The sequence below is a fragment of the Cetobacterium sp. ZWU0022 genome (assembly GCF_000800875.1).
Lineage (GTDB): Bacteria > Fusobacteriota > Fusobacteriia > Fusobacteriales > Fusobacteriaceae > Cetobacterium_A.
In genome coordinates, this window is sequence record NZ_JRJZ01000105.1 from 41,418 (window position 1) to 59,368 (window position 17,951).

A 17,951-nucleotide genomic window follows, 5' to 3' on the forward strand; every position below is an offset into this window, starting at 1 on the left:
CCTACTACTTTAAATTTTCTGGATTTAATACTTCTAACTCTTCGATAACAAAGATTCCGTCTTTTCTAATTAAAACGTCATCAAACCAAATCTCTCCACCACCGAAGTCTGGTCTTTGAATTAGAACTAAATCCCAATGAACTGCTGATTTATTTCCATTGTCTGCAAGTTTATAAGCTTGTCCTGGTGTGAAGTGTATACTTCCAGCTATCTTTTCATCAAACAATGTATCTTTCATAGGTTTTAAAATATATGGGTTTACTCCTAAAGCAAATTCTCCGATATATCTAGCACCATTATCAGTATCTAAAATTTCATTTAGTCTCTCTGTATTATTAGCTGTAGCTTCAACAATTTTTCCATTTTCAAATTTGAAACAAACATTTTCAAAAGTTGTTCCTTGATAAACAGAAGGAGTGTTATAAGTTATAACTCCATTTACTGAATCAATTACAGGAGCTGAATAAACTTCTCCGTCTGGAATGTTTCTAAGTCCACAACATTTAACAGATGGAATATCTTTTATAGAGAACGATATATCTGTTCCTGGTCCTGTTATTCTAACTTTATCTGTTCTATCTAAAAGAGCAGTTAATGAATCCATCGCTTTGCTCATTTTTGAATAGTCTAAATTACAAACATTAAAATAGAAGTTTTCAAATGATTCTAATGATGTATTTGCTAATTGAGCCATAGAGTTATTTGGATATCTTAAAACAACCCACTTAGTATTGTTAACTCTTTCTCCTAAATGAACTGGTTTCATAAAGTAATCTGTATAAACTTTCATTCTACTTGATTCTATATCTGATAACTCAGATGCATTTTCTGCTGCTCTTATAGCAATGTAAGCATCCATGTCTTTCATTCTTTCTAATTCATATTTAGCCATTAATTCAGCTTGTGTTTGGTCCATACCTTTTAATAATTCTCTTGTTACACTTTGGTCTTTAATTGTTACAAAAGGATGTCCACCAACTGCATAAACCTCTTTTACAAGAGCTTTTACTAAGTCTTTCGTGTCTTCTCCAACTGTTTCTATTAAAACTTTTTCACCTTTTTGTACTCTACAAGAGTAAGTAACTAAATTCTTTGCAAGTATTTCAATTCTTTGATCCACGATAACCTCCATTTAATCACATATTTTATTCTATAATTATACACTGAATCTTTATAAATATACAGTTATATTTTAAAAAAAATGATATAATATGCTACAAACAGATTATATTGAGAGGTGGAATTTATGAAACTATTTTTTTCCCCAAGTAAAGGAATGAAATATAAAACATTTCAAAACTTAAAGCAATTTCAAAGTACATCACAAAATGAAAATTTAAAAATAAAAACCAATGAATTAGTAGGTGCATTAAAAGTATTTTCAAAAGATGATTTATCCAAAATTTTTAAAATAAAAGGTTCTCTTCTAGAAGAAACTTATAATCAATATCAGTTTTATTATGAACAAGAGGAGAGGGAAGCAATATCTCTTTATGATGGTGTAAGTTTTAAACAGATTGATTTGGAAAGTTTTTCAAATTCAGAATTTGATTATATCAAAAATAATGTTTTAATATTCTCAGCTTTATATGGAATCAATTTTGGTTCTAATCTTATAAGACCCTACAGATTAGATATGACGAATAAGATTTTAGAGATTTCCCCATACAGTTTCTGGAATGAGGTTATCGAGAATTTTCTTCTCACTTATAAAAATGAGATTTTTATAAACATAGCATCAAAAGAGTTTTCTAAAATTTTAAACCGAAAAATATTCAACGTTATAGATATTGAATTTAGACAAATAGTTGATGAAAAGGTCAAAAATATAAGTACAGAAGCTAAAAAAGCTAGAGGTGCTATGTTAAATTATTTAATCGAAATTAAAGGTAATAATATGTCTCAGATTAAATCTTTTAATCGATTGGGATATCAGTTTTCAGAAGAGGATTCAACTGAAAATGAATTCATATTTCTTAAAAAATAGGTTAGTTTATCTAACCTATTTTTTAGTTATATATTTTTAGTTCTAATGCTATTTCAGCATCTTTTTCTGTTGCTAAAACATACCCCTCATCTTTTATAAGTTTTTTTATCTTTAATATTTGAAACATACTAAATATTCCACCAATTTCAAAACTCACATTTTTTCCATTTTTGTCAATTAAGTTAATATTTTTTTTCATTCGAAACCACCCCTTTATTTCATTTTATTTCGTTTGTGTTTGCATCATGAATTATATTATATAAAAAAGCATGTGTCAAGATAAAACGAAATAAAAAAAACGAAAGTTTACTTTCGTTTGATTTTACTTGATTATTTTTATTCCATTTTCAATTAATTTATCTTCAATATCACTTGGAATATTTTTATCGGTTATTATAGTCATTCCATCTTTTAACTTTGAAAAGTTGAAAATTGAATCTTGGAAAAACTTTTTACTTTGAGTTATTATAAAGCATTCCTGTCCCACTTGAAGAGCTGTATTTTTAAATTTTCCTTCATCTATTGTACAAGTACTAATTTGCATCTTATCTACATTTATTCCACCGATACCTATAAAAACCTTATTAGGGTTAAAACATTCTAGATTTTGTCGAGCCATCTCTCCTATAAAAGAATCTGTTCTCGAATCATAAACTCCCCCTAAAGAGATAATCTCAATTCCTTTATTTTCAGATAAGATTTTTTGTATCTCTAACATATTAGTTATAACTGTTATATTAATTTTTTTCTTTTGTAAAAGTGCAGCAACTAATATCGTAACTGTTGAATCATCTAAAAAGATAATATCTTTTTCTTTTATTAGGCTAATAACTTTTTCAGCAAGTTCTGTTTTCTCATCTAAATCCTCTTTAGCTATATCTTTTAGAACTATTTTATCCACAAGTTTTCTTTTTAAAATTGCCCCACCATGTGTTCTTGTCAATAGATTTTCCTCTTCCATGTTACAAAGGTCTTTACGGATTATGACTTTACTTACAGAAAATAAATCGCTCAACTCATTTACACTTACTTTTTCTTTTTGCTTTAATATATTTAAAATTCTTTGTTTTCTTTCTTCAACAAACATTATTTTAGGCCTCCTAGTAACTATATTAACTGTTTAAATATATAAAAAAATTATATCATAAAAAAGGTTTTTAAAAAAGAAAGTTAGAAATATAGCGTATAAAATTATAGATAATATAATACCTAATATATATTTCAAATGTATAAAGGAGGTGCTAGAAATGAAAAAGGTTGACATTATAATTGTCGGAGCTGGTCCGGGTGGATTAGCCGCTGGATTACTTCTTTCAAGTAAGGGGTACTCTGTTAAAGTTTTTGAAAAGAAACCATATGTAGGTGGAAGAAATTCATCTTTTAAATTAGGTGAATATACTTTTGATTTAGGCCCTACTTTTTTTCTAATGCCTCAGATGCTACAAGATATTTTTACTGAAGCTGGAGAGAGATTAGAAAATTATGTGAATTTAATTGAGATAAATCCAATGTATAGATTAAAATTTTATGGCTTGGATGACTTCAATCCATACTCTCATAATAAAAAGCTTTTGATGTATAGTGAAATGGAAAAGATATTTCCGTACAGTTCTAAAGACTATGATAGATATATCGAAAGAGAGGAAAAAAAGTTTGCTAAATTAGAATCTTGTTTAATGGTTCCATATCTCTCTCCTACAGATTACTTAAAATCTAATTTCTTAAAAGCCGTTCCATATTTAGATGCTTTTAAATCTTTACATGGTGTATTGGGTGGATACTTTAAAGAAGAGGAGCTTAAACTTTCGTTTACATTTCAAGCTAAATACTTAGGGATGTCTCCATGGGTTGCTCCAGGAACCTTTTCTATAATTTCATACTTGGAGCATAAGTATGGTGTCTATCATGTAGAGGGTGGATTAAATAGATTGTCAAAAGTTTTAAGAGAACTTATAGAAAAAAGAAAAGGAGAAGTTTATTTAGATTCCGGTGTTAAAAGGGTTTTATTCGAAGGTAAGAAAGCTATTGGAGTGGAACTTCAAAATGGAGATAGCTATATGGCTGACCACATAATATTAAATGCAGATTTTGCATCAGCTATGAAAAATCTTATACCAGAAAAGCTTAGAGATAAGTATTCAGATAAAGAACTGCAAAAGAAAAGATATTCGTGTTCCACATTTATGCTATATCTCGGTGTAAACAAGGTATATCGGAATATTCCACATCACAGTATTATTTTTGCTAAAGATTACAAGACAAATGTTGGAAAAATAAGTGAATATAAAAATATCGGAGGCGACTTTTCTTTTTATATACAAAATGCTTCCGTAACAGATGAAACTTTAGCACCAAAGGATAAATCTTCAGTTTATATTTTAGTTCCTGTAGCTAACAATAGATCTAATATCAATTGGGAATTAGAAAAAGATGATTTTGTTCAATTACTATTAGATAAAGTTGAAAAGATTGGAGAGTTCAGAGGAATACGAAATCATATTGAAGAATTGAAAGTTATTACTCCTTTAGATTGGGAAGAATATTATGATGTTTATAACGGAGCTGTTTTTAATCTTTCTCATGATTTAGGTCAGATGTTATGGCTAAGACCACATAATAAATTGGAGGGCTACGAAAATCTGTTTCTTGTAGGAGGGGGAACCCATCCTGGAAGTGGACTTCCTACAATTTATGCTTCAGCTAGAATTGTTGCAGATTTAATTGATAAAGAGGTTAAACAAATTTCAAAATAGAAAAAACCTCGAAGATTAACTTAATCTTCGAGGTTTTTTCTATTTTATAACGCCATCACTAATCTCTATAACTCGATCACAAAGTGCTGCAATTTCAGAATTATGAGTTACAATTAAAAATGTAGTTTTATATTTTTTATTTATATCTCTTAAAAGATTATAGATTTGAGAACTAGTTTTAGAATCTAAATTTCCTGTGGGTTCATCTGCTAAAACTATTGCAGGTTTATTTATCAAAGCTCTTGCTATTGCAACTCTTTGTTGTTGTCCTCCTGATATATTTTGAGAATCTCTATAAGCAATATCTTCCAATTTCATATCTCTTAGAATCTCTAAAGCATTCTCCTTTTTATCATGCGAATCTTTACCACTATCTATCCAATTTGGAATAAGTATATTTTCAATAACATTGAATTGAGGAAGTAAAAAGTGAAATTGAAATATAAATCCAATATTTTTATTTCTAAATTGAGATCTCTTTTCAGAATTATAGTGAGATATATTTTCGCCGTTAAAATAGATATCTCCTTTAGATGGAGTATCCAAAGCACCTATTATATTTAAGAGAGTGCTTTTTCCGCTTCCACTTTGACCAATTATTCCTATGAACTCACCTTTCTCTATATTTAAATCTATATTTTTCAAAACATTATTTTTACCATCATAAGATTTGAAAACTTCGACTAATTTTAGAATCTCACTCACCTTTAATCACCTCTATTGGATTTAATTTCATAGATTTTCTACCGGGGATATATGCGGCAATCACTCCTGATATAGTGGAGAAAACTATAACTTTTAAAAGTTGTAAAAACTCAATCTCTATTTTGAAACTAGGTTTTGCTGTTATTTGGAAGATGTTTATTAGAATACTTCCAAATATGCAACCTAAAACAGCTCCTAAAAATCCAACAAAAACTCCTTGAAATAAAAATATGAATCCTATAGAAAAATCTGTTGCTCCAATAGCTTTTAATATTCCAATCTCTTTTGTTTTTTGAACAACGGTTATGTATAAAACACTGGCTATACTCAAAGTTGTTGAGAGTAAAATTACCGTTCTTATAACGGTTGTTGAAATTGTCTGAGATCTTAAAGCATTCAATAGTTGTTTTCCATCTTTCATCCAAGATGTTGCTTTTAAATCTGAAAAATTATTCTCTAAATCATATGCGATGATATCTCCTAAAAAAATATTGTTAAGTTGAATATTTATCTTATTTACATATCCCTTTTTTTGAAAAACTCTTTGAGCTTTTTGCATATCCATATATACCAATCCATTATTTGATACTGAATTTTCTAAATCAAATATTCCATTCACTATAAAGCGTTCTTTCTCTCCGTTTGGAAGAGTGATATTTAAAATATCGTTAGGAGAGAGATTATAATCTTCAGCTACTCTCTTTCCAATTAAAATTTTATTAGACTCAATTATATTTTTACCAGAATAAACTTTATCCTTTACTTTGAAAATTGAATCTCCTACTTCTAAATCAACACCACGTATTTGTAGTGCGATAGATTTCCCACCTCTTTCGTAAAGTGCATTACTCTCTAAAGTTGGAACTATATTTTTTATACTTTTATTTTTTTTTAAACTATTTATTATATTTTCGTAGTTAGCTATCCTATCTCTTTCAATTGAGAAATTTCCATAGTTATAAGTTTCGTTGCTTTTTTTAAGAGCGTTTCTGTTGTCACCATCTTCTACAACTATATGAGCTATATTTCCAAGAACTGTATCTATAATATTATTTTGAAGAGAGACAATTAATAATGAAATAAAAACTTGTACAGCAACTCCTGTTGCTATAGCTGTCAGTAAAAAAAGTGTTTGTCCTTTAGACTTCATTAAAAATTTATAAGCAATTTTAATTTCGTATCTCATAGTCTATCCTCTCACCAAATTCTATATTTTTATCTGGTTTTAAAAAAATTATCTCATCTTCTGAAAGAGTATTATTCTCTTTTAAAACTACTCCATCTAAAACATCAAATGTTTCAACTTCAATCTCTTCTGCTTTTCCTTTCCTTTCTCTCCATATAGATTTTTTTTCATTTTTCGAAACTATATAGTCTTTTGGAACTAGATAACTACTTTCTAAATTTTGACCATTAATCTCTACGTTCACACTGCTACCATATATAAATTTTTCAGAAGAATTTTCAAAATTTCCTTTAAGCTGAAGAACTCCTTTTTTCTCATTTACACTTTTTCCAACAAAATATATATTTCCAACTCCTGTTGTTTTTTCATTTCCAAAAGAATATATTGTAATTTTATCTCCAACTTTTACTTTTTCAGAATATTTTTCATCTAACTCTATCTCTATTATTTTAGATTCTAATGAAGAGATTAAAAAAAGTTCAGAGTATGGTGCGACAGTTTCTCCGATATCGACATATCGTTCTCTTATATATGAATCGTAAGGAGCAAAAATATAATATTTTTTTTCCTGTTCTTTTTCATATTTTAAATTCTCCTCTTTATTTTTTAAGTTTGCTAATACTATTTTTTTATTAGGACCACTCTTAGATGAGAATAAATCGTTCATAGCATTTTGAACTTTAATCTCCTTTTCAATTAAAGTATTACGCTTTGAATTTAGTTCTATTACATTTATATATTTATTTTCATAAAGCTTTGAATATTTCTCAAACTCACTTTTAGCATTCTCATATTCTATTTTAGAGTTTTTTAATAGGAGAGAGAGATTAGAGAGCACTATTGTTTCTGTATTTTCTAATTCAGCTTTTGCAGAGAGAAGCTCTGCTTCTTTTTGTTTAATTGATGCTTCGATATCCGCTGTTAAAAATTTTGCAATTAAATCACCTTTTTTTACAAAATCACCCTCTTTAAAAAATATTTTGTCTATTGTTCCATTTAATGAACTTGAAATGATTGAGTTTTCAATTCCACTAACTACTCCAGAGACAAGGATTTTCTCTGTATAATTTTCTTTTTTAATTTTTATAGCTTCCATTTTTTTAGGTTTTAATACGACATACGACACTACTACTCCACCTAGAAGAAAAAGGAGCGATAGAACTATTTTTTTGCTAACTTTCATAAGATACTCCTCTATTCAAATTTTTTTAAGAAAAATCCTCCTAATATAAGAGTAACTCTTTCATTAGGAGGATTTATTAACTAATCTTCTCTTTGCTCTTCTTTTTCTTTACACTCATCTTTTTTACAACAATTCAACTTTTGAAGTTTTTCCTTTGCTAAATCTTTTCCACCTATACCAAATGCCACTGCAAAAGCTATTGCTATTGCTCCGATAGTAAATCCAAATGCTAAGTTTATAATTTCGTTTGCAATTCCCATTTGTCCAAGTCCCATAGCGCCAACAAAAACTATTATTGCAACTTTAGCTACAAGTGCAATCTGATCTTTATTATCTAACGAGGTATTTCTTATTATTTTTGAAACATAGTTCGCAACTACAATTCCAATCGCAACAATCACAACTCCTAAGAAGATATCTCCTAAAAGAAGTGTCAATTTTAAACTTAAATCTTGAAGTGCTCCAAAGTTTAAAATTTCGATTGATTGAATAATTGCAAAATAAAGTATTAATATTTTTGATATTTTTCCAACTAGTTTTGAATAGTTATTTTCAATTGTTTTTAATCCAGCTTTTTCTAAATATGAATCAAATTTCAAACCAACTAGTAAATTTGTTATAATACTTTCTATTATTTTTCCAAAATATAAAGCGATAACTACTACTAAAGCTACACCAACTAAGTTAGGAACATAATTAAATAAAATGTGTAACATACTTATAACTGGTGAAATTATCAACTCTAATCCTAAATAGTTAAGTGAAGCTGAGAATACTGGTATTAAAATTAAGATGTAAACTATGTTAGATAAAATAGTTGAAAGCTTACCTTCGAATAAAACTTTTCCATCTATACTTAGTTTTTCATCTAAGTTAAACGAGTCTAAAACTCCCTTTAAAATATCTCTTAATTTTGAAGCTATAAACCATCCTACTATTAAAACTAAAGCCGCAGCTATCAAGCTAGGAATATAATTTAAAAACTTAGTTAACATATCTGTTATAGGAATAAGAATTCTATCTAATTTTAAAGCTGCTAAAACTCCTGGTAAAATTAATATAAATACCACTAAAGATATAATTTCACTGAATATTTTTGAAAGTGAAACTCCACTATCTTTTGAATTAATTTTTTCATCGACATTTAATTTTTTGAAGAACATCTCTGAGAACTTTTGAGCTAATTTAGCTAAAATGATTGCGATTATTAGAAGGACAACTCCTCCTAAAACATTTGGTATATATGAGAATATTGGATCTAGTAGATTTAATATTGGATTAACTAATCTGCTAAACCCTAATTTCTCCATTATTATTCCTATTATAAATATTACAAATATATAGTAAATAAATTTAAGAAGTGTCTTTATAGCATAAGTACTACTTCCACCCTCTTTTCCTGTTATTTCATGCTCTAAATTTGAAAATAGTTTTGTTTTTATAAAAAGGTGTTCTAATTTACTAACTACAACAGATGCGATAGCTAGTCCTACCAATAAAATAATGATTGATGCAATAATATTTAGTGTTACATTGTTAAGAATTAAAACTTTAAGCTCTTCCATGTTACCATCCTCCTATCTCTTCTAGTTTATTTATAATCAGGTAAACTATAAATATTGCTATAAAAAAAATCATTGATAACATCATATTCATCACTCCCTAATTAATTTATATGTTTTATTACGCCTCTTTTTTTACTTTTCTTTTTTTATTATTTATTTTTTTAAAATCTATATTTTTTTAAAATTAGTTGTGTTATTATAAAAATTGTTTTAAAGTATGATATAAATTATTGATTTTATAAAAAGGAGATAGATTTATGAATCTAAAGTTTTTTAAAAAATATTTTTTCTTTTTATTCTTATTATATTTGATTATCGGATGTTCTTCATTGGAGAGAAATTGGCAACCAACTCAAACTGCGATCAATAACTCTTTCAAATTACAAACAGGAGATATCATTATAAAAGATAAGCTTTTTTCAGATCCTCTCTCTTGGCTTGGACATAGTTCGGTTATGATTACAGATACTCACATTGGAGATTTTCCAATGCCAGGTAAGGATTATTATACAATTAGTGTCAACGCTTGGTTAAACGAACCTCTAAGGGAAGTTATCGTTCTTAGATATAAAGGCTTTGATGAAACTTTTAAGACCCAATTTTTAAAGAATATTGAAATATATGGTTCTGGAAAATATCGTCTATCGTTATTCAAAGAAAAAGAGCGTGATTTTTATTGCTCTAAATTTGTTTGGTTTTTATTTTATAAAACAGCAAAAGATTTAGGCTATGAACTGAATTTAGATTCTGATAACGGTATTATTATTTTTCCATATGATTTTATAAACTCACCACATTTAACTCAAATAATTCTATAGCTCATTTTAAATTATTGACCTCTTATTTTAAAAAGTGTATAATTGAAGTAGTTTTAATAAATAAAAGGAGAAATGATGGATAGGCAAGTCACAATTGAGTCAGTTAAATTAGTTGAACAACTTAAAAAAATATTCCCTAAAGATGGATACCATCTTATCAGCTTACAAGAAAAGTTTTATGTATGGGAAAAAAATATGGATATATCAAAAGAAAAACCTATAGAGCAGCATGATACTGGAATCAGAGGAAGGGATTTACTTAATAATACTGAAAGGAGTTTTTTTGAAAATCTTTATGGGAATATAAAACCTGAGATGCTTATAAACTTCAATTTAAAACCAAAATTTATTGAAAACAACGACGAATTACTAACTAAAACACTTATTTTAGGTGAAGATTTTATAAACAATAAAAGACAAAGAGTTTTAAAATTTACTTTTTTAAACTTTAGAGAGTTAGATTCAGATGAACTAAAAGAAAAAAAACTTTCTGAAGAGGAATTTATAAACTCGTTATTAAATAGTTTTCATCCAACTCAGATAGAAGATGATGAAGATGATGGCCCTGGATACTACTTCTTTGAGTCCGAAAAAATAGTAATTCCTGGATTAATTATTTTAATTATTTCTATACTTTATATGGTATAAAAATAAAAGGAATTAATTTAATTTATCGTATATACGTTTTGAAATCTATTTAAAATTATTTTGGAGGTTCATTATGTATTACAGAGAATATTTTTTCTATCTTAAAGAAAGACTACCAGAAAAATGTTATGAGGTCCTTAAAGAGTGTTATAAAACACAAAAAAATGATATTGAAGAAAACTTTAAAAAACTACATAACAGTAACAAACAAATTGAATTTACTGATATTCTTCTTCCTATAAAAGAACAATTTTATCATATGGAATATGAGATTCTTTTAAGAGAAGAACTTATCACAAAAGATAGTTCACGAGAAAATCGTTATAAATTGGATCGTTTTGGGATATACCTATTGCACTATTTAAATAATTGATTAGGCAGCAAATATAAAATTAATATAAATATGGAGGAAATAATGAAAGATGCAATGAGTTTTGCAGATACCCTTTATCTTTTAATGGAAGATTTTGAATACACTATTATGGAGCTAGAAGATGATATTTTTTCACTTTTACGTGATGAGTTTCAATTAACACTGAACGAAGAGAATAAAAACTGTTATTTCATTTTAGAAAGTCCTAATCTAAGTCAAAATATTAAATTGTCTGTTGAAAGAGCTGAATATGATGGCGAGGAGTTCTTTCTTGTATCTTCTGTAAAAGTAGCTTAAAAAATATCAAGAGTAGATTTTATATCTACTCTTTTTTATTGTTATTTTTTTGATTTTTAAGTTCATTTTTTGTGCATGTATCTTTTAAAAAAATTCTATTTAAAAACATATTTGACTTTTGTATTCTTTTATAGTACTATATCTTTGAAACCGAATTTGATTGAATAGATCTATATACCCCCCAAAATCTATTTTAATCTTTTTATTTTTAACACTCCCCCGTGTTAATAAAAACTCCTTTTCCCCAAAAGGAGTTTTTTTATTTCACATGATTTATTTTTTTTAAAGGAAATAGAATTATTTTAAGAATAATACTTTCGAGCTTTAAAATATATAGGAGGGATTTATATGAAAAAAATAGTTTTAGGACTTACAATTCTTTTATCACTAACATCACTAGCTAACTCTAAAGAAGATATGATTGAAATGGGACTTATGAGCAGATTTCCTATTTTAACAGATGATACTACAACAGTTAATGTTCATGAATTCGATGTAGACTTAGATCATGAAAAAATAGAGATTAAACTTGAACTTAAAGGTGTTGGAAGAAAAGAGGAGTTTGAAAAAATAGATAAAACTAAACTTGAAGCTATTATGTCGGATATGGCTAAATATGCTCAAAATGAATCTGGTAAAAACCTACCTGTTCATATCGAAGTAGAAGTTGACAGAGATATGATTCCTGATGAAACTTTATACAAAAAAACTTTTTAATATAAAAACAAAATAATAAAAATCAAAAACTAAAAAGGCACCTTTAAATGTTAAACATTAAAGCTGCCTTTTTTTAAAATCTAATACCCCCGTATTTATGTATAATATATCATAAACATTAGTTAATTTCAAGTTTTTTTGTTCAATTTTTGTAGTTTTTCATTCAAAATCATCTATTAAGAAGTTTTTCTTTACTCTATCTGATATCTGATCAAAATATACCGAACGATCAATATAACAATCTATAAAATCTTCATTCAAAATATTATAACTTTCTAATCCCTCTAACAGATCAGAACGATTTATTATTAATCTTCCACTAAATATCTCATTTATATAATTCTTTATATCTTTTGCTGAAAAAATAGAGATATAACTGTCAAAAAAAAGATGCAATCTATTTTTTGTATAATTTTCATAAACTTCTAGTACCTCAACATGATCTTTCATATAGTTTATATTATCAACATATCTTCTAAACTCATCAACTGGTATCACAGATCCAGAAATATAAAATATACTGTCTATATAAACCAGGTACGGCTGTATTTTATGAACTGTTTTTATTCTTTCGTCTGTTAATTTCACTATCATCTCATCCTCCTTTTAATCCCGTATCCGTTATTTTATTATACTGAAATAAAGCAGTTTTTCTTTTCTTATAAATTTAATTTTTATAAAAAAAAGCAATAGCTAATTATGCTATTGCTCTTTTCTTATCCAATTAAAGGTTGGTAAACATTTAAAAGTTTTTCACCTAAAAATCTTTCTCCAACTTTTCTAAACATCTCGATATCTCCGCTTACAAAATAATCTATTCCTATTTTATCTTTTTTAATTTTCTTAAATCCTGTTCTCAGTGCTAATTTATTTAATTCAAATAGAACTTGCATTGCAGCTTCTTCTGCTGGATCAATAATTTTTTTATTTCCAATCAGCTTTTCAATATCCTCCCTTATCAAAGGATAATGAGTACAACCTAAAACCAATGTATCTATATCATTCGGTAATTGTTCTATATAACTTTTTAAAAGCTCTGTATTCCGTTCTGAACTTTCCCATCCTCTTTCTATCATAGGACAAAGAAGTTCACACCCTTTCTGAAAAACCTCATATTTCGAATTTATTGTTTTTATCGCCTTTTCGTAAACTCTACTTTTAGCAGTTAGAGGTGTTGATAAAACACCAATTTTTCTATTTTTACTTTCCTTTATCGCTATTGCAGCTCCAGGTTGTACAACTCCTATTATGGGCACACTTGTAAATCTTTCTCTTAAAGTATCTAGTGCTGCAGCTGTTGCAGTGTTACAAGCTATTACTATGATATCAACTCTATTATCAATTAAAAACTCCCCAATTTCTAAACATAGCTTTTGTATCTCCTCAACACTTTTACTTCCATAAGGTGAATTTAAACTGTCGCCATAATATATTATATCTGCAAAATCTATTTTTTCTTTGATTTTTTTTAAAACGCTCAATCCTCCAACTCCAGAATCAAAAACACCTATTTTCATTCTACCCCTCCATAAACGCTATTTTATTTTCCAAAAATATTTATAAAAATTGTGATTAAAGAAGCATTTGTGAAGTCAATAAATAAAGCTCCAACTAGCGGTAATACAAAGAATGCCGTTGGTGATGGCCCATTAGCCGCTGTAAATGATTCCATATTAGCCATTGCATTTGGAGTTGCTCCCATTCCAAAACCACAATGTCCAGATGACATAACCGCTGCATCGTAATCTTTACCCATTATTCTAAATGTAACAAAATATGCATAAAGTGCCATTATTGCAGTTTGAACTAAAAGTATTACTATTAATGGAACTGCTAATGCAGCTAATTCCCATAATTTCATTGACATCAATGCCATAGCTAAGAATAACTGTAAAGAGATGTTTCCTACCACACTTATAGTGTGTAAAGGAAGTTCAGTATCCTTTGTATCTACAACATTTCTTATTATTGCTGCCACTAACATCGGACCAATATATGCCGGTAAAACCACTCCAACTTTTTTTGCTAAAGGAATTAGTAATCCACCTATCCCCATAGATATAACTATATAAACAATAGCGTGAAAAAGTTTATCCTCTGTTATCTCCTCTTTTAAAACTTCTTTCGAATTATCTTCAGGAATTAAAAACTCCTCCTCTTTATGTCCAACTAAACCATAACGTTGCATCAATTTTTTTGCAACTGGTCCACCTATCATGCATCCTGCAACAAGTCCAAACGTTGCTGAGGCTATTGCAACTGACATAGCTCCTGTTGCCCCTGCGGCTTCTAAAACAGGTCCAAAAGCTCCTGAAGTTCCATGTCCTCCTGTTAAAGGAACAGATCCTGCAGCTATTCCTAAAAGAGGATTAAGTCCAAAGAATTTTGCTAAGCTTACTCCTACTAAGTTTTGAATTATTACTAAAATACTCGCTACACATAAAAATATAAATACTTGAATTCCACCTTTTTTAAGTAATTTTAAACTAGCTAAGAAACCTATTGTAGTAAAAAATGCAATCATCAGTAAATCTTTTAAAGAGCCGTCAAAAGAAAATGAAAATACTCCAGAACTTCTACCAATTAATGTAAATATTGAAAATATCACACCACCAATTACCGGAGCTGGAATAAAGAATTTTTCAAAGAAATAAACTTTCTTTTTTATCCATCTTCCCACTAATAGTAAAACCACTGCTGTTGCTAATGTTTCTGCCATATTAAATTGATACTCTAACATAAAATCCCTCCTTCATATTTTATATATATCAGTTGTGACAAGTATACTTCCAAAAAAACATATTTTCAAATATATAAATAATATATTATACATTAATAAAGTATATACAAATTAGATAAACTCTCTCTAATTAAGATGTCCATAATTTTAATATTATTAAAGGAGATTTTTATTTTTTTAGAATATATAAATTAGATAATATTTTACATTAAATTTTAGGAGGTTATCTCTATGCTTAGTTTTGACAAAAAAATTTTTCTTTATCTTTTAATCACTGGAATTTTATTTAGTTTAGTTGGTATTTTTGGTATTTTCACCCCAACTATTTTTTCCGTTTATATCATTGATATCTTAGCTGCTTTTTTCTTTGTAAGTGGTATAAAAAACTTCACAAAAGGATTTCAATTTAGAAAAGTTCCTAATTTTCATTGGGGGCTATATATTTTTGTAGGTGTATTAGAAGTTATAATCTCAATCTCTTTGTTTAGTCAGCCTTTTTTAAGTCAACTTTATATGATTATATACGCTGGAATATTTATGATTTTCAAAGGTATATTCATTTTTATAAATACTATTATAAATAGAAAAACTTTTCCTGATTCGGTTAAGTTTAGTTTAAACCCAGGAATAACAGATATACTCTTTGGAATTTTATTAGTTGGATTGCCATTTTTCTCTCAAAGATTTATATCTCTTTGTGTTGCATGGTATATACTGTTCAGCGGAGCAAATTTAATTCTATCCGCATTTTACTTTAAACGTTCATAAATAAAAATAAGAGAGCGTTTTCTCATTCAAATGAAATACGCTCTCTTTTTATTTACTTATACATTACTTTTTACTAGAATAGTTTTTCTGACTCCATCAATTTCTAAAATTTTTCCAAATTCTAAAGTTAACATTGGTGTACAGTGTCCTGATTCTAAATTAGAGATCACTGGTTTATCAAACTTTTCAAAATGACTATCAAAAACATCTTTCAGTGACATATCATTATCCGCTGATTTTTCACAATTAGCAAAATCTCCTAAGATGACTCCTGATATTTTTTCAAATACTCCGAAATTTTTCAACTGCCATAACATTCTATCTATTTTGTATGTTGATTCTCCTATATCTTCTAAAAATAGGATTTTTCCAGTATAATCATAATCGAACTCTGTTCCTAAGCTAGAAACTAGAACTGCTAAGTTCCCTCCTATAAGTTCTCCTTTAGAAGATAAGCTATTGTAAAATTTCAACTCTTTCGAGAAATTTTCCAAATGATAATCCTCATTCTTTTCCATAACCTTCAAAAAATGATTCAAAGTTTCCTCATCATAATCCCCTGAAAAATTGCTTGCAGCCATTGGTCCGTGATAAGTTTTTAAATTACACTTTTTAGAAAAAGCCATATGCATAGATGTTATATCACTATAACCGATAAAAGGTTTTGGATTCTTTTTTATCAACTCATAATCTAAGTGATTAAGAAGTCTAATTCCACCATAACCACCTCTAACGCACATTATTGTATCCACTTCATCATCTCTAAAAAACTCATTTATATCATTTGCTCTCTCAAAGTCTGTTCCTGCAAAAGAATACCAACTTTTATCAGCATTTTTAGCTAGTTTAACGTTAAATCCAAATCTCTCTAAATTTTCTACTGCACTCTTTAACTTTTCTAGGTCAACACTATTTGCAGGTGATACTAACCCTATAGTATCACCTTTTTTCAACTTTTTCATTCTCTCACCTAACTAAACATTAGGTTACAAATCCAAACTGCCGCCAATATACCAGCTACGTCTGCTAGTAAACCAGCTACAACAGCATGTCTTGTTTTTCTGATACTTACAGCTCCAAAATAAACAGCCAAAACATAGAAAGTTGTTTCTGTCGATCCCATCATAACAGAAGCTATTCTTCCTGCTAAAGAATCTGGACCATGAGTTATAAATATATCATTTAATATTCCTGTTGATCCTCCACCAGAAAGTGGTCTCATTATTGCCATTGGCAGTACTTCTCCAGGCATTCCTATAAACTCTAGAACTGGGTTTATCGCTGTTATTATTACATCAATCGCTCCAGAACTTCTAAACACACCTATTCCAACTAACATTGCAACTAAGAACGGTATTATTCTTATAGCAGTTGTAAATCCCTCTTTTGCTCCTTCACAAAATACTTCATAGACCTTTACTTTCTTTACAAAATAAGCATAAGATAAAATAAATAAAATTATTGCTGGAATTGCATATAGCGATATCTTCTCCATTATAATTGTAAACATTATTTATCCCCTCCTGTTATATCCTTTGAAAGTTTTTCTCTTTTGAATGCTGGCAATTTTTGTAAAGCTTTACACGATACTACTGCTACAACAGTTGAGATAACTGTTGCTATTATCGTTGGTGCTATTATCTCAGTTACATTTGCTGAGTTTGCTGCTGCTCTATAAGCTATTACACTTGATGAGATTAAAGTTACTGACGATGTATTTATAGCTAAGAATAAAACCATTGCATCCGTAGCTTCATCTTTATTGTCATTCAACTCTTGTAACTCTTGCATAGCCTTGATTCCTAAAGGAGTTGCGGCATTTCCTAATCCAAAGAAGTTTGCAGCTACGTTTGCAACGATACTTCCAACTGCTGGATGATCCTCTGGTATTTCAGGAAATAATCTTTTCATAATAGGTTTCAATCCTTTTCCTAAAGCTTTTACAAGCCCAGCTTCTTCGGCTACTTTCATAAGTCCTAGCCAGAAAGACATTATTCCAACTAAACCTATCGCTATTTCCACAGCTGTTTTTGATGATGATATTACTGAGTCTGTTACTGCTTGAACATTCCCTGTAAACATAGATATTGCAATTCCAATCACTATAAGTCCTAACCATATTGCATTTATCATATTTTCCCTCCCTATTCTTTTTCTGTTTCTGTTAACTTAAAATTTATTGAAACTACTCCAATCCTTTGAGGTATAATA

The 17,951-nt window shown here is 28.4% G+C and carries 21 protein-coding genes; 8 read left to right on the plus strand and 13 right to left on the minus strand.

Features of this window, described 5'->3' with window-relative positions:
- Positions 1-4 precede the first annotated feature (4 nt).
- Entirely contained in the window at positions 5-1,120 is a 1,116-nt protein-coding gene (locus L988_RS08680; protein WP_081982828.1) for an aminopeptidase, read from the minus strand.
- A 126-nt stretch (positions 1,121-1,246) separates the two neighbouring features.
- On the opposite strand from L988_RS08680, the gene L988_RS08685 reads away from it, so the two are divergent.
- Positions 1,247-1,987, plus strand: coding sequence for a YaaA family protein (locus L988_RS08685; protein WP_047383464.1), 741 nt, complete (start codon positions 1,247-1,249; stop codon positions 1,985-1,987).
- Positions 1,988-2,009: 22 nt separating this feature from the next.
- On the opposite strand, the gene L988_RS13685 is transcribed toward L988_RS08685, so the two are convergent.
- Together L988_RS13685 and L988_RS08690 are read right to left on the minus strand one after the other, a co-directional pair.
- Positions 2,010-2,186 carry a hypothetical protein gene (locus L988_RS13685; protein ID WP_156111948.1) on the minus strand — a complete coding sequence of 59 codons (177 nt, stop codon included), beginning with the start codon at positions 2,184-2,186 and terminating at the stop codon, positions 2,010-2,012.
- A gap of 123 nt (positions 2,187-2,309) precedes the next feature.
- Positions 2,310-3,074 carry a DeoR/GlpR family DNA-binding transcription regulator gene (locus L988_RS08690; protein WP_047383466.1) on the minus strand — a complete coding sequence of 255 codons (765 nt, stop codon included), beginning with the start codon at positions 3,072-3,074 and terminating at the stop codon, positions 2,310-2,312.
- A gap of 160 nt (positions 3,075-3,234) precedes the next feature.
- Between L988_RS08690 and L988_RS08695 the strand changes: the two genes are divergently transcribed.
- Positions 3,235-4,740 carry an NAD(P)/FAD-dependent oxidoreductase gene (locus L988_RS08695; protein WP_047383468.1) on the plus strand — a complete coding sequence of 502 codons (1,506 nt, stop codon included), beginning with the start codon at positions 3,235-3,237 and terminating at the stop codon, positions 4,738-4,740.
- Positions 4,741-4,779: 39 nt separating this feature from the next.
- On the opposite strand, the gene L988_RS08700 is transcribed toward L988_RS08695, so the two are convergent.
- From L988_RS08700 to L988_RS08715, 4 genes are all read right to left on the minus strand, one after another.
- Positions 4,780-5,445 (minus strand): ABC transporter ATP-binding protein, encoded by a 666-nt coding sequence (locus tag L988_RS08700; RefSeq protein ID WP_047383470.1) that lies wholly within the window; start codon positions 5,443-5,445, stop codon positions 4,780-4,782.
- A complete protein-coding gene (locus L988_RS08705) occupies positions 5,438-6,631 on the minus strand; it encodes an FtsX-like permease family protein (protein WP_047383472.1) in 1,194 nt (397 codons plus the stop codon). Before L988_RS08705 ends, L988_RS08700 begins: the two co-directional genes overlap by 8 nt.
- Positions 6,615-7,814, minus strand: a complete 1,200-nt coding sequence (locus tag L988_RS08710) for an efflux RND transporter periplasmic adaptor subunit (protein ID WP_047383474.1) — start codon at positions 7,812-7,814, stop codon at positions 6,615-6,617. The genes L988_RS08705 and L988_RS08710 overlap by 17 nt, the downstream gene beginning before the upstream one ends.
- An 80-nt stretch (positions 7,815-7,894) precedes the next feature.
- The gene (locus tag L988_RS08715) at positions 7,895-9,379 is read right to left on the minus strand and encodes a mechanosensitive ion channel (protein WP_047383476.1); all 1,485 of its coding nucleotides are present in this window, start codon (positions 9,377-9,379) and stop codon (positions 7,895-7,897) included.
- A 257-nt stretch (positions 9,380-9,636) separates the two neighbouring features.
- Between L988_RS08715 and L988_RS08720 the strand changes: the two genes are divergently transcribed.
- The 5 genes from L988_RS08720 (at position 9,637) to L988_RS08740 (ending at position 12,232) form a co-directional block, all read left to right on the plus strand.
- Complete coding sequence (locus L988_RS08720) at positions 9,637-10,197, plus strand: hypothetical protein (RefSeq protein ID WP_052191775.1); 561 nt, start codon at positions 9,637-9,639, stop codon at positions 10,195-10,197.
- A 75-nt stretch (positions 10,198-10,272) separates the two neighbouring features.
- Positions 10,273-10,845 (plus strand): hypothetical protein, encoded by a 573-nt coding sequence (locus L988_RS08725; RefSeq protein ID WP_047383478.1) that lies wholly within the window; start codon positions 10,273-10,275, stop codon positions 10,843-10,845.
- A gap of 73 nt (positions 10,846-10,918) precedes the next feature.
- Positions 10,919-11,218, plus strand: coding sequence for a hypothetical protein (locus L988_RS08730; RefSeq protein WP_047383481.1), 300 nt, complete (start codon positions 10,919-10,921; stop codon positions 11,216-11,218).
- Between the two features lie 42 nt (positions 11,219-11,260).
- Positions 11,261-11,515: a hypothetical protein gene (locus L988_RS08735; protein WP_047383483.1), complete on the plus strand. Its 255-nt coding sequence runs from the start codon at positions 11,261-11,263 to the stop codon at positions 11,513-11,515.
- Positions 11,516-11,863: 348 nt separating this feature from the next.
- The gene (locus L988_RS08740) at positions 11,864-12,232 is read left to right on the plus strand and encodes a hypothetical protein (protein WP_047383484.1); all 369 of its coding nucleotides are present in this window, start codon (positions 11,864-11,866) and stop codon (positions 12,230-12,232) included.
- A gap of 159 nt (positions 12,233-12,391) precedes the next feature.
- On the opposite strand, the gene L988_RS08745 is transcribed toward L988_RS08740, so the two are convergent.
- The 3 genes from L988_RS08745 to gltS form a co-directional block, all read right to left on the minus strand.
- Complete coding sequence (locus tag L988_RS08745) at positions 12,392-12,826, minus strand: hypothetical protein (protein WP_047383487.1); 435 nt, start codon at positions 12,824-12,826, stop codon at positions 12,392-12,394.
- Positions 12,827-12,948: 122 nt separating this feature from the next.
- On the minus strand, positions 12,949-13,749 hold the full coding sequence (murI, locus tag L988_RS08750) for a glutamate racemase (protein ID WP_047383488.1): 801 nt from the start codon (positions 13,747-13,749) through the stop codon (positions 12,949-12,951).
- Positions 13,750-13,772: 23 nt separating this feature from the next.
- On the minus strand, positions 13,773-14,972 hold the full coding sequence (gltS, locus tag L988_RS08755; RefSeq protein ID WP_047383490.1) for a sodium/glutamate symporter: 1,200 nt from the start codon (positions 14,970-14,972) through the stop codon (positions 13,773-13,775).
- Between the two features lie 231 nt (positions 14,973-15,203).
- Between gltS and L988_RS08760 the strand changes: the two genes are divergently transcribed.
- Positions 15,204-15,740, plus strand: a complete 537-nt coding sequence (locus tag L988_RS08760; protein WP_047383492.1) for an HdeD family acid-resistance protein — start codon at positions 15,204-15,206, stop codon at positions 15,738-15,740.
- Positions 15,741-15,796: 56 nt separating this feature from the next.
- Here the strand turns inward: L988_RS08760 and L988_RS08765 are convergent, their stop codons facing one another.
- Genes L988_RS08765 through L988_RS08775 form a run of 3 tightly spaced genes read right to left on the minus strand, consistent with a single transcriptional unit; the run spans position 15,797 to position 17,873 of the window.
- On the minus strand, positions 15,797-16,702 hold the full coding sequence (locus L988_RS08765; protein WP_047383494.1) for an LD-carboxypeptidase: 906 nt from the start codon (positions 16,700-16,702) through the stop codon (positions 15,797-15,799).
- A gap of 8 nt (positions 16,703-16,710) precedes the next feature.
- A complete protein-coding gene (locus L988_RS08770; protein ID WP_047383496.1) occupies positions 16,711-17,250 on the minus strand; it encodes a spore maturation protein in 540 nt (179 codons plus the stop codon).
- Entirely contained in the window at positions 17,250-17,873 is a 624-nt protein-coding gene (locus tag L988_RS08775; RefSeq protein WP_047383498.1) for a nucleoside recognition domain-containing protein, read from the minus strand. The genes L988_RS08770 and L988_RS08775 overlap by 1 nt, the downstream gene beginning before the upstream one ends.
- Between the last annotated feature and the right edge of the window lie 78 nt (positions 17,874-17,951).

Excerpts from the sequence above, each read along its gene's own strand:
- L988_RS08710 (WP_047383474.1), bottom strand. The coding sequence starts at position 7,814 with ATGAAAGTTAGCAAAAAAATAGTTCTATCGCTCCTTTTTCTTCTAGGT.
- L988_RS08740 (WP_047383484.1), top strand. The coding sequence starts at position 11,864 with ATGAAAAAAATAGTTTTAGGACTTACAATTCTTTTATCACTAACATCA.
- L988_RS08765 (WP_047383494.1), bottom strand. The coding sequence starts at position 16,702 with ATGAAAAAGTTGAAAAAAGGTGATACTATAGGGTTAGTATCACCTGCA.
- L988_RS13685 (WP_156111948.1), bottom strand. The coding sequence starts at position 2,186 with ATGAAAAAAAATATTAACTTAATTGACAAAAATGGAAAAAATGTGAGT.
- L988_RS08715 (WP_047383476.1), bottom strand. The coding sequence starts at position 9,379 with ATGGAAGAGCTTAAAGTTTTAATTCTTAACAATGTAACACTAAATATT.
- L988_RS08735 (WP_047383483.1), top strand. The coding sequence starts at position 11,261 with ATGAAAGATGCAATGAGTTTTGCAGATACCCTTTATCTTTTAATGGAA.
- L988_RS08705 (WP_047383472.1), bottom strand. The coding sequence starts at position 6,631 with ATGAGATACGAAATTAAAATTGCTTATAAATTTTTAATGAAGTCTAAA.
- L988_RS08775 (WP_047383498.1), bottom strand. The coding sequence starts at position 17,873 with ATGATAAATGCAATATGGTTAGGACTTATAGTGATTGGAATTGCAATA.
- L988_RS08770 (WP_047383496.1), bottom strand. The coding sequence starts at position 17,250 with ATGTTTACAATTATAATGGAGAAGATATCGCTATATGCAATTCCAGCA.
- L988_RS08760 (WP_047383492.1), top strand. The coding sequence starts at position 15,204 with ATGCTTAGTTTTGACAAAAAAATTTTTCTTTATCTTTTAATCACTGGA.
- murI (WP_047383488.1), bottom strand. The coding sequence starts at position 13,749 with ATGAAAATAGGTGTTTTTGATTCTGGAGTTGGAGGATTGAGCGTTTTA.
- L988_RS08720 (WP_052191775.1), top strand. The coding sequence starts at position 9,637 with ATGAATCTAAAGTTTTTTAAAAAATATTTTTTCTTTTTATTCTTATTA.
- L988_RS08690 (WP_047383466.1), bottom strand. The coding sequence starts at position 3,074 with ATGTTTGTTGAAGAAAGAAAACAAAGAATTTTAAATATATTAAAGCAA.
- L988_RS08745 (WP_047383487.1), bottom strand. The coding sequence starts at position 12,826 with ATGATAGTGAAATTAACAGACGAAAGAATAAAAACAGTTCATAAAATA.
- L988_RS08685 (WP_047383464.1), top strand. The coding sequence starts at position 1,247 with ATGAAACTATTTTTTTCCCCAAGTAAAGGAATGAAATATAAAACATTT.
- L988_RS08730 (WP_047383481.1), top strand. The coding sequence starts at position 10,919 with ATGTATTACAGAGAATATTTTTTCTATCTTAAAGAAAGACTACCAGAA.
- gltS (WP_047383490.1), bottom strand. The coding sequence starts at position 14,972 with ATGTTAGAGTATCAATTTAATATGGCAGAAACATTAGCAACAGCAGTG.
- L988_RS08695 (WP_047383468.1), top strand. The coding sequence starts at position 3,235 with ATGAAAAAGGTTGACATTATAATTGTCGGAGCTGGTCCGGGTGGATTA.
- L988_RS08725 (WP_047383478.1), top strand. The coding sequence starts at position 10,273 with ATGGATAGGCAAGTCACAATTGAGTCAGTTAAATTAGTTGAACAACTT.